This window comes from Mycobacterium sp. (assembly GCF_025965855.1).
Classification (GTDB): Bacteria; Actinomycetota; Actinomycetes; order Mycobacteriales; family Mycobacteriaceae; genus Mycobacterium.
Genome location: NZ_JAOPWB010000016.1, coordinates 23,082 through 32,166, shown reverse-complemented (window position 1 = coordinate 32,166; position 9,085 = coordinate 23,082). Strand labels below are relative to the sequence as shown.

General features: G+C 69.8%; 8 protein-coding genes and 2 pseudogenes. 6 read left to right on the top strand and 4 right to left on the bottom strand.

Translation table 11 applies throughout. The features are described 5' to 3' along the window. The 5 genes and pseudogenes from JWP83_RS01675 to JWP83_RS01660 all read left to right on the top strand — a co-directional run. A pseudogene (locus JWP83_RS01675) lies at positions 1 to 1,173 on the top strand (AAA family ATPase); the annotation flags it as partial. Between the two features lie 124 nt (positions 1,174 to 1,297). Further along, positions 1,298 to 1,666: a hypothetical protein gene (locus JWP83_RS01670; protein WP_297725137.1), complete on the top strand. Its 369-nt coding sequence runs from the start codon at positions 1,298 to 1,300 to the stop codon at positions 1,664 to 1,666. Then, positions 1,663 to 1,800 (top strand): hypothetical protein, encoded by a 138-nt coding sequence (locus tag JWP83_RS01665; protein WP_297725135.1) that lies wholly within the window; start codon positions 1,663 to 1,665, stop codon positions 1,798 to 1,800. Before JWP83_RS01670 ends, JWP83_RS01665 begins: the two co-directional genes overlap by 4 nt. Positions 1,801 to 1,812: 12 nt before the next feature. Beyond that, positions 1,813 to 2,139: pseudogene (locus JWP83_RS31115) on the top strand (cellulase family glycosylhydrolase); the annotation flags it as partial. A 94-nt stretch (positions 2,140 to 2,233) separates the two neighbouring features. Next, positions 2,234 to 2,692: a hypothetical protein gene (locus tag JWP83_RS01660; RefSeq protein ID WP_297725132.1), complete on the top strand. Its 459-nt coding sequence runs from the start codon at positions 2,234 to 2,236 to the stop codon at positions 2,690 to 2,692. Between the two features lie 264 nt (positions 2,693 to 2,956). On the opposite strand, the gene dapE is transcribed toward JWP83_RS01660, so the two are convergent. Then, a complete protein-coding gene (dapE, locus tag JWP83_RS01655; protein WP_297725130.1) occupies positions 2,957 to 4,030 on the bottom strand; it encodes a succinyl-diaminopimelate desuccinylase in 1,074 nt (357 codons plus the stop codon). Between the two features lie 105 nt (positions 4,031 to 4,135). Here dapE and dapD point away from each other — a divergent pair, with 105 nt between their 5' ends. Continuing rightward, positions 4,136 to 5,098 carry a 2,3,4,5-tetrahydropyridine-2,6-dicarboxylate N-succinyltransferase gene (dapD, locus tag JWP83_RS01650; RefSeq protein WP_297725147.1) on the top strand — a complete coding sequence of 321 codons (963 nt, stop codon included), beginning with the start codon at positions 4,136 to 4,138 and terminating at the stop codon, positions 5,096 to 5,098. 1 nt (position 5,099) lies between these two features. Here dapD and JWP83_RS01645 read toward each other — a convergent pair whose 3' ends face one another. From JWP83_RS01645 to JWP83_RS01635, 3 genes are all read right to left on the bottom strand, one after another. Further along, positions 5,100 to 6,383 (bottom strand): MFS transporter, encoded by a 1,284-nt coding sequence (locus JWP83_RS01645; RefSeq protein ID WP_297725145.1) that lies wholly within the window; start codon positions 6,381 to 6,383, stop codon positions 5,100 to 5,102. A 281-nt stretch (positions 6,384 to 6,664) separates the two neighbouring features. Beyond that, positions 6,665 to 8,086 carry an acyl-CoA synthetase gene (locus JWP83_RS01640; RefSeq protein ID WP_297725127.1) on the bottom strand — a complete coding sequence of 474 codons (1,422 nt, stop codon included), beginning with the start codon at positions 8,084 to 8,086 and terminating at the stop codon, positions 6,665 to 6,667. 39 nt (positions 8,087 to 8,125) lie between these two features. Continuing rightward, complete coding sequence (locus tag JWP83_RS01635; protein WP_297725125.1) at positions 8,126 to 9,034, bottom strand: alpha/beta hydrolase; 909 nt, start codon at positions 9,032 to 9,034, stop codon at positions 8,126 to 8,128. Positions 9,035 to 9,085 lie beyond the last annotated feature (51 nt).

Below are 9,085 nucleotides of genomic sequence, written 5' to 3'. Positions count from 1 at the left end.
TCCGGGGGCTTGTCGGCGCGCCTGTCGCTGGCGCATGCCCTGGCGTGGCAGGGCCGCGGCCGCGAGGCCGACGCGGTGCTCGCCGAGGTCGACTCCGGCGCGCTGGCCGAGCCGGCGCTCATGGACTGGGCGCTGCTGCGGGCGGCCAACCAGTTCTGGATGCTCAGCGAGCCCGAGCGGGCCACCGCGTTCCTGCGGACCATCCGCAATCGGGTTGCGGATGCGGGCCCGCGCATCACCCTCGACGCGCTGAGCGCCACCTTCGCGATGAACGCCGGAAACGTCGGATACGCCGTCAAAATCGCCGGCGAGGTGCTGGATTCACCGTCGGCCGGCGACCAGGCGCTGGCCTGGGCCGCCAGCGCCGGCGCGCTGTGCGCGGCGCGGCAGGGCCGTTTCAACGACGTCGAACCGCTGGCGCAGCGCGCCCTGGCCGCCGAACATCCCGGACTGCTGCGGTTCACGATCGGGCTGGGCCAGACCACCGCCCTGTTGATGACGGGAGAGCCCGTCAGGGCGCGCGAATTGGCCCAGCAGTTCACCGACTTCGCCGAACTGCGGCAGCCCGGCCGCGCGATCGGCGAGGTGCTGCTGGCGCACGTGCTGATCGCCGACGGCGAATTCGCCCAAGCCGCGGCGCTGCTCGGCCCGGCGGCCGCCACCCTGGAACGCACCGGCTACTCGTGGGGGCCGCTGTCGCTGACGCTGCTGGCCACCGCGCAGGCCCAGCAGGGCGACATCGCCGCGACGGCAAAAGCCTTGAGCAGGGCCGAGTCTCGGCATGGAACGAAGTCGGCACTGTTCGGCCCGGAGCTCGGCGTGGCGCGGGCGTGGCGGCTGGCCAGCATGCGCGACCCGCACGGCGCCGTGGCCGCCGCCCGCGACGCCGCGCGGATGGCCGAACGCGGCGGGCAGTCGGCCGTGGCGCTGCGCGCCTGGCACGAGGCCGTGCGCCTCGGCGACACCCGAGCGGTGGATCCGCTGGCCCGGCTGTGCGACGAGGCCGACTGCGCGGTGGGCCGCATCGCCGTTGCCCACGCGCGCGCGTTGGCGGCCGGCGACGGGGCGGCACTGCAGGCCGTGTCGGACCAGCTGGTGGCGGTCGGGATGCGCGCCGCGGCCGCCTCGGCACGTTCAGCCGCCGCACAGGCGCAGCGATTGGGTCGCGGATAGCCAACCGGGCGTGCCGCATTGTGCGCGAACCGTGACGCCGCCGTGTTACCACAGTGACTAATGCGCCTCACTGTGTCCAGAGTGATTTCGCTTGCTGCAGTTCACCCGGGCGGTTGGAGGCACGATGCGTATCGACCGTGTGGCCGGCCTGGTCGCGGCCGGCCTGCTCATTGCGGCGCTGACGACTGACGCGTCGTCGGTCGTCGCCCCGCCGACCGCCTTGGCGGCGCCCACCGGCCCGACGCTGTCGCTCGGCCACGCCGGCCGTTGGATGACCGACGCCGCCGGGCGCATCGTCGTCCTGCACGGGCTCAACCAGGTGTACAAGGTGCCGCCCTACGAGCCGTCGGCCGACGGGTTCGGCGACGACGACGCGGGGTTCCTGCAGGCCAACGGCTTCAACGCGATGCGGGTGGGTGTCATCTGGGCCGCCGTGGAGCCACAGCCGCTCAGCTACGACGACAACTACCTCAACTCGATGCGCAGACCGTGACCACACTGGCCTCGCACGGCATCGTCAGCCTGCTCGACTTCCATCAGGACCTCTACAACGAGGCGTTCCAGGGCGAGGGCGCCCCGGCGTGGGCGGTGCAGCAAGCGGGCCATGGCTCGGTCAAAACCTCGTAGCCCAACCCGCAGCTGGGCTTTCCCGGCAACTACTTCCTCAATCCCGCCGAGGAGTACGCCTGGAACGCTTTCTGGCGGGACGCTCCGGCGCCAGACGGGATCGGGCTGCAGGACCACTACGCACGCGCCTGGGCGCACGTCGCGGGCTTCTTCCACGGCAACCCGGGCGTGTTCGGCGAGGTTTTGAACGAGCCATGGCCCGGCTTCATCTGGGAGGGATGTTTCGACCCCGTTCTGGGCTGCCCGCTGCAGGACCACAAGCTGACCGTGTTCTATCGGAAAGTCGTGCCGGTGATTCGCGCGGCCGACCCCACCACGCTGGTGTTCGTCGAGCCCAACACGTTGTCCGACGAGGGCATCCACACCGACCTCGGCAGGGTGGTCGACCCGAGCTCCGGGTTTCTCGTTCCACGACTACTGCGCCGTCGAATCGGTGCTGCACAAAAACATCACCTGCCGCTTCGAGGACGGCCTCACGATCACCAACGCGAACCTCTACGCGGGCTTCAACCACATCCCGCCGCTGCTGACGGAGTTCGGCGCCACCAACGACCTGAAGAACATCGCCGAGGTGATGCGCCACACCGACCGGCAGCGGATGGGCTGGCTGGTGTGGGCGTACACCGGCAATGACAAGACGAGTTCGTCGCCGACCGACCAGGCGCTGGTTTTCGATCCGAGCCAGCCGCCGGCCGGCGCCAACGTCAGCACGGCCAAGCCCGCGGTGCTCGCCGCCCCCTACCCGCAGGTGGTGGCGGGCACGCCGAGGGAGTGGTCGTTTCGGTCCGGCATCTTTCGGCTGTGCTACTCGACCGCGCGGGCCGCTTCGCCCCCGGCGCGCAGACCTTCATCTCCGTGCCGCCCATCGAGTATCAGAGCGGCTATCAGGTGAGTGTCGCTGGTGGACAGGTCGTTTCGGCACCCAACGCGCCGGTGCTGGCCGTCGTGGCGAACGCGGGCGTCGACGGCGTCGACGTGGTCGTGGCGCCGTCGTGACGCCGTGATCCTCCGGCCCGGCGGCCGTTTCGTCAGACCGCTCAGATGTTAAGGAGCGGACAAGCTCTTCCAGCAAAGGTCCAGGCAGCGTCATTCCGCAGTTCGCGCTGGGCGATGGTTCGAGCCATCCGTTCGGCGTAGCAAGTAGTCCTACATACGGCTACGAGCTCAGGTAACGCCACAGCATCTCCACCGCGGCGGTGATGTTGGCGACGGGCACCCGTTCGTCGCGGGTGTGCGCCAGGTTGGGATCGCCCGGTCCGAAATTGACCGCCGGGATGCCCAGCGCGGCGAACCGCGCCACATCCGTCCACCCGTACTTCGCGCGCACCCGCCCACCGGCGGCCTCGACCAGCGCCTTGGCGGCGGGCTGGGACAGGCCGGGCAGCGCGCCCGCCGCGGCGTCGGTCTGCTCGATTTGCACGCCGAGGCCGTCGAACACGTCGTGCACGTGCTGTAGCGCCGCGGCCACCGACCGGTCCGGGGCGAAACGGAAGTTGACCGTCACCGACGCCGCGTCGGGAATCACGTTGCCGGCCACGCCGCCGTCGATGCGCACCGCCGACAGACCCTCGCGGTACTCACAGCCGTCGATGTCAACGCTGCGCGCACGGTATCCGGCCAGCCGGTCCAGGACCGCGCCCAGCTTGTGAATCGCGTTGTCGCCCAACCAGGAACGCGCCGAATGGGCGCGCGTTCCGGTGGCGCTGATCACCACGCGCAGCGTGCCCTGGCAGCCGGCCTCGATGTAGCCGGCGGTGGGCTCGCCCAGGATCGCGACGTCAGCGGATAACCAATCCGGCAGCTCGCGTTCGATGCGGCCCAAACCGTTTGCCGCCGCGTCGATTTCCTCGCAGTCATAGAAGACCAGCGTCAGGTCGTGCGCCGGTTCGGCCACGGTGGCCGCCAGGTGCAGGAAGACCGCGTCACCGGATTTCATGTCCGCGGTGCCGCAGCCGTACAGGTCGCCGTTCTCACGACGGCTGGGCAGGTTTTCCGCCACCGGCACGGTGTCGAGGTGACCGGCCAGCAGCACCCGCGACGGCCGGTGGCGTCGGGTGCGCGCGAGTACGGCGTTGCCGTTGCGAAGGATCTCGTACCCCAAAGCCTGGGGAGACTGGGCGCGCAGGGCGGCCTCCACCTCGTCGGAGAGCCGCGCCTCGTCCCGCGACTCGCTGGGGATGTCGACCAGCGCCGCCGTCAAGTCGATCGGATCCCCCCGTAGGTCCAGCACGCCTCCAAGGGTAGTGGGTCACCCTCTTTCGGCGAGCAGGCACAAAAGCTCCGTTTTCGTCGGCGTGTCGGGGGCTTTTGTGTCTGCTCGCCCCGGGAAAGTAACCTGACCGCCGTGACTGGAGCTGCAGGCGCGGTTGGTATTGGGCTGGCGACGCTGGCCTCCGACGGGTCGGTGCTCGACACGTGGTTTCCCGCACCGGAACTGACGGAATCGGGCACCCGCGCCACTTCGCGGCTCGCGTTGTCCGACATTCCGCCGGAACTGGTCGCGCTGGTCGGCCGCGACGACGAGCGCGGCACCGAGACCATCGCCGTGCGCACGGTCATCGGTTCGCTCGACGACCTGGCCGCCGACGCCTACGACGCCTACCTGCGGCTGCACCTGCTGTCGCACCGGTTGGTGGCGCCGCATGGGCTGAACGCCGGCGGCTTGTTCGGCGTATTGACCAACGTCGTGTGGACTAATCGCGGACCCTGCGCGATCGAGGGTTTCGAGGCGGTCCGGGCGCGGCTGCGCCGCCACGGGCCGGTGACCGTCTATGGCGTCGACAAGTTCCCGCGGATGGTCGACTACGTCCTGCCCACCGGGGTGCGCATCGCCGACGCCGACCGGGTGCGGCTGGGCGCGCACCTGGCGCCGGGCACGACGGTGATGCACGAGGGCTTCGTCAACTACAACGCCGGCACCCTGGGCGCGTCGATGGTCGAGGGGCGCATCTCGGCCGGCGTCGTGGTGGGCGACGGGTCGGACATCGGTGGCGGGGCGTCGATCATGGGCACGCTGTCCGGCGGTGGCACGCAAGTCATTTCGATCGGCAAGCGGTGTCTGCTCGGCGCCAACGCGGGCCTGGGCATCTCGCTGGGCGACGACTGCGTCGTCGAGGCCGGCCTGTACATCACCGCGGGCACCAAGGTCACCACGCCCGACGGCAAGACCGTCAAGGCCCGCGAGCTCTCCGGCGCCCACAATCTGCTGTTCCGGCGCAATTCGGTCACCGGGGCGGTTGAGGTGGTGGCCCGCGACGGTCAGGGCATCGCCCTGAACGAGGACTTGCACGCCAACTGAGCTATCGGGGCACGTCTTCCAGGCCCGCGCCGAGTGTCGTGCCGTTGGTTTCCGGCAGCAGGTAGGTGCACACCAGGCTCGCCAACGCGAGGGCGGCCAGCATCAGGCCGATCGACCAGCTGCCGTAGGTTGCCAGCAGCGTTCCGGCCATCAGCGGCGGCAGGGCGCCACCCACGATGCCGGCCAGGTTTATCGCGAGTGCCGATCCGCTGTAGCGGTACCGCGTGGCGAACAGTTCGGGAATGAAGGCTCCGGTGGGTCCCGAGCCGATCCCCGCGATGGCGCACATGCCGACGATCGCGACCACGTACAGCGCGGGGTTGCCGGTGTCCATCAGCGGCATCACCACGAACGCCCAGGGCAGACACCCCGCCCATCCGATCAGCATCATGCGGCGGCGCCCGACGCGGTCACACAGCGTGGCCGACAGCGCGACCGACGTGATGCTGACCAGCCCGGCGAGCACGCCGACGGACCAGATGAAGGTCCGCGAATACCCGAGGTGTGAATGCGCGTACATGGTCAGGTAGGTGTTGCCCAGGTAGGCGAAGCCCAGGGCGGCCAGGATGCTGCCCCCGGCCAGCACGACCTCGCGGCGTTGCAGGCGCAGCGCCTCGGCGAGCGGCGCTTTCGGCACCAGGTTGCGCGCCTTTTCCTGGGCGAACACGGGAGTCTCGTCGATATTGAGCCGCACGTACAGGGCGATACCGATCAGCGCCGCGCTGATCAGGAACGGCAGTCGCCATCCCCACTGCATGAAGGCGGGGCTGTTTTCACCGATGCTGAAGTTGACACCCAGAAACGTCAGGCTGGACAGCACCGCCGCGGTTCCGCCTCCGAGCAGGGTGAACATGCCGTAGCGGCCGCGTTTGCCGGGCGGCGCGTACTCGGCGCTGAGCAACGCCGACCCCGCCCACTCGCCGCCGACGGCGAACCCCTGCAGGAGCCGCAGCGCGATCAGGATCAACGGCGCCGCCATCCCGATGGAGGCCGTGCTGGGCACCAGGCCCACTGTCACCGTGGACGCGGCCATGATCAGCAACGTGGCGATCAGGGTTTTCTTGCGGCCCAGCCGGTCCCCGAAGTAGCCGAACACGGCGGCGCCCAGCGGGCGGGACAGGAACGCCGTGGCAAACGTCGCCATCGAGGCGATCGTGGCCACCGTCGGGCTGAGGCGGGGGAAGAACACCGTCGGGAACACCAGCGCCGCCGCGGTGCCGTAGATGAGGAAGTCGTAGTACTCGATCGCCGAGCCGACGAGGCACGCGGCCGCCACCCTCCTCATCGGCGTGCGGGCCGGGCCGGCTACAACCGTCGCGGCGGCGCCGCCCGGGCGATGGGGCTCACCCATCCAGCCCGCCCGGTGGTCGGTTGCGTCTCTCCACTTTTACGACGGTAGGTGAAGGTTCGCGGTCTCGCTCGGCAGACAAGCTGGCAACCTGCTGCGTGTCTCACCACAGGTTGGGCACCCGTGCCCGACCGGCGAGCGACGGGCCGCGAGCGTGCGTGTCTGCACCGCGACACGCCGTAAAGCGTGTACAAATGCGCACGCTCGCGACGGGCGGCTCAGCCCTCGGACAGCAACTGCTTCTTGAGAACTTTGCCCATCGCGTTGCGCGGCAACGCGTCCACGAGGCGGACCTCACGTGGCCGCTTGTGTATCGACAGCTCTTGGGCGACATAGTCGATCAGTTCGTCGGTGTTCAGGTCCGACGAGCCGACGACGAAGGCGACGATGCGCTGGCCCAGGTCCTCGTCGGGCAGCCCGACGACGGCCGCCTCCTGGACGCCGGGGTGCCCGAGCAGCGAGGTTTCGATTTCGCCCGCGCCGATGCGGTACCCGCCGGACTTGATCAGGTCGACGGACTCGCGTCCGACGATGCGGTGCATGCCGCCGCCGTCGATGACGGCGACGTCGCCGGTGCGGTACCAGCCGTCGGCGCCGAACGCTTCGGCGGTGGCCTCGGGCCGGTTCAGGTAGCCGTCGAACATCATCGGTCCCCGAACCTGAAGCCGGCCAACGGTTTCCCCGTCGTGCGGCACCGGGTTGTCATTGTCGTCGAGCAGCCTGGTCTGCACGCCGGCGAGCGGCAGCCCGACCCAACCCGCGCGGCGCTCGCCGTCGGCCCGCGTGGAGATGGTGATCAGCGATTCCGAGGCGCCGTAGCGTTCGACGGGCTGATGCCCGGTGAGCTCGGCCAGCCGGTCGAACACCGGCACCGGCAGCGGTGCGCTGCCGGACACCAGTAGCCGTGCCGGCCGTAGCGCCTCGGCCGCCGACCCGTCGGCCACCACCCGCGACCACACGGTGGGAACCGCGAAGAACAGCGACCCCCCCGATTCCGCGCAGGCTTGGGCGTAGCCGGCGGGAGTGGGTTTTCCGGTGTGCACGAAGCGGTTTCCGATCCGCAGCGACCCGAGCAGGCCCAGCACCAGTCCGTGCACGTGGAACAGCGGCAAGCCGTGCACCAGGACGTCGTCGGCCGTCCACTGCCAGGCCTCGGCCAGCGCGTCGAGGTCGGCGGCGATCGCCCGGCGGCTCAGCTGAACGCCCTTGGGCAGCCCGGTGGTGCCCGACGTGTAGATGATCATCGCGGCGGCATCGGGTGACGGCTCGGGATAGCGGTGCCAGGAGCGAGCGTGCAGTCGCACCGGAATGTGCGGCAGCCCTTCAAATTCGTCCGGCTCCGGGCCCAGCCACGCCTGCACCCCGGAGTCGGTGAGCAGGTGCCGGCGTTCGGCCACACCGACGTCGGCGGGCACCGGGACGAAGGGCACACCCGCGATCAGGCAGCCGGTGATCGCCAGCACCGTCGCCGCGGACGGCGTGGCCAGGACCGCAACCCGCTCCGCGCCGGACACCCGTTCGGCGACCGACGTTGCGGCGCCGACCAAGTCGCTGCGGCTCAGCGCGACGCCGTCGATGCTGACCGCGTCCGCGATGTCGGTGGTGGTAACGGCCGAGGGGTTCAGCGATGCCAGCAGCACGAGTGAAGATTACCCGGACGCCGGTCGATGACCGGCGGGTCAGCCCTGCTCGTACCAGATCTTCATCAGGGTGGACAGGATCTCCTCGCCGCGGCCCAGCCCGGCCAGATGGCTTTCCTCCGGCAGGTGCAACAGCTCCGCGTCGGGCAGCCGGGAGACGACGTGCTCCCCGTGGGAGAACGGGATGATGTGGTCGTGGTCGCCGTGCCACCAACGGATGGGGACTTTGACTTCGTCGAGGCGAAATCCCCAGTCGCGGGCGAACAGGATGATGTCGTTGAACGGCGCGGCCAGCTGCTTTCGGCTGCCGTTGAGCAGGTCGTCGAGAAACATCGCCTTGAATTCGGGGCGGGCCAGGAGGTGCCGGTCCGCCTGGGGCGAGAGCAGGGCATAGATGTCCAGCGCCGGGGAGGCGACGGGCCGGGCCGCCTGGATGAGCAAGCTCGCGCCCAGCCGCAGCGGGTTGCCCGCGAATTTCAGGATCGGCGCGAGGCGCAGACCGAGGTTCATCGCACCGCCACTGATCGCGTCCGGGCCGCGCGTCGGCGCCACTCCTCCGAGTACACCGGCGTCCACGACCCGGTCGGGTAGGCCCGCCGCGCACGCGAGGGCGTACGGCCCACCGCCCGACAGGCCGACCACGGCCATCTTGTCGATCCCGAGTGTGTCCGCGATGGTGCCCAGGTCATTGGCGAACGCCGCGATGTTCTCGTACTGATGTGGTGTCGACGAACCGATGCCGGGTCGGTCGATGCCGATCAGGCGGATGTTGTGGTGCTCGGCGTAGACCCGCGCCTCGGTCGGGATCTGCCGGCGGGCGCCGGGGGTTCCGTGCAGCCAGAACACCGCCCGACCCTGCGACGCGCCGAACTCAGCAAAGCCGATTTGGCGATCTTCCCCGACCGCGACATTTCCTTCGAGCTTGGGGCGGGCAATCGCGAGCACCATGCCGTGCAGCTTTGCATGTGACCAGCCGTTTACGAAAGGCTCACGGATCCC

What these genes read in the sequence shown, in the direction of transcription:
- JWP83_RS01670 (WP_297725137.1), top strand. Translation starts at nt 1,298, where the DNA reads ATGCGTATCGACCGTGTGGCCGGCCTGGTCGCGGCCGGCCTGCTCATT.
- JWP83_RS01645 (WP_297725145.1), bottom strand. Translation starts at nt 6,383, where the DNA reads ATGAGGAGGGTGGCGGCCGCGTGCCTCGTCGGCTCGGCGATCGAGTAC.
- JWP83_RS01635 (WP_297725125.1), bottom strand. Translation starts at nt 9,034, where the DNA reads ATGGTGCTCGCGATTGCCCGCCCCAAGCTCGAAGGAAATGTCGCGGTC.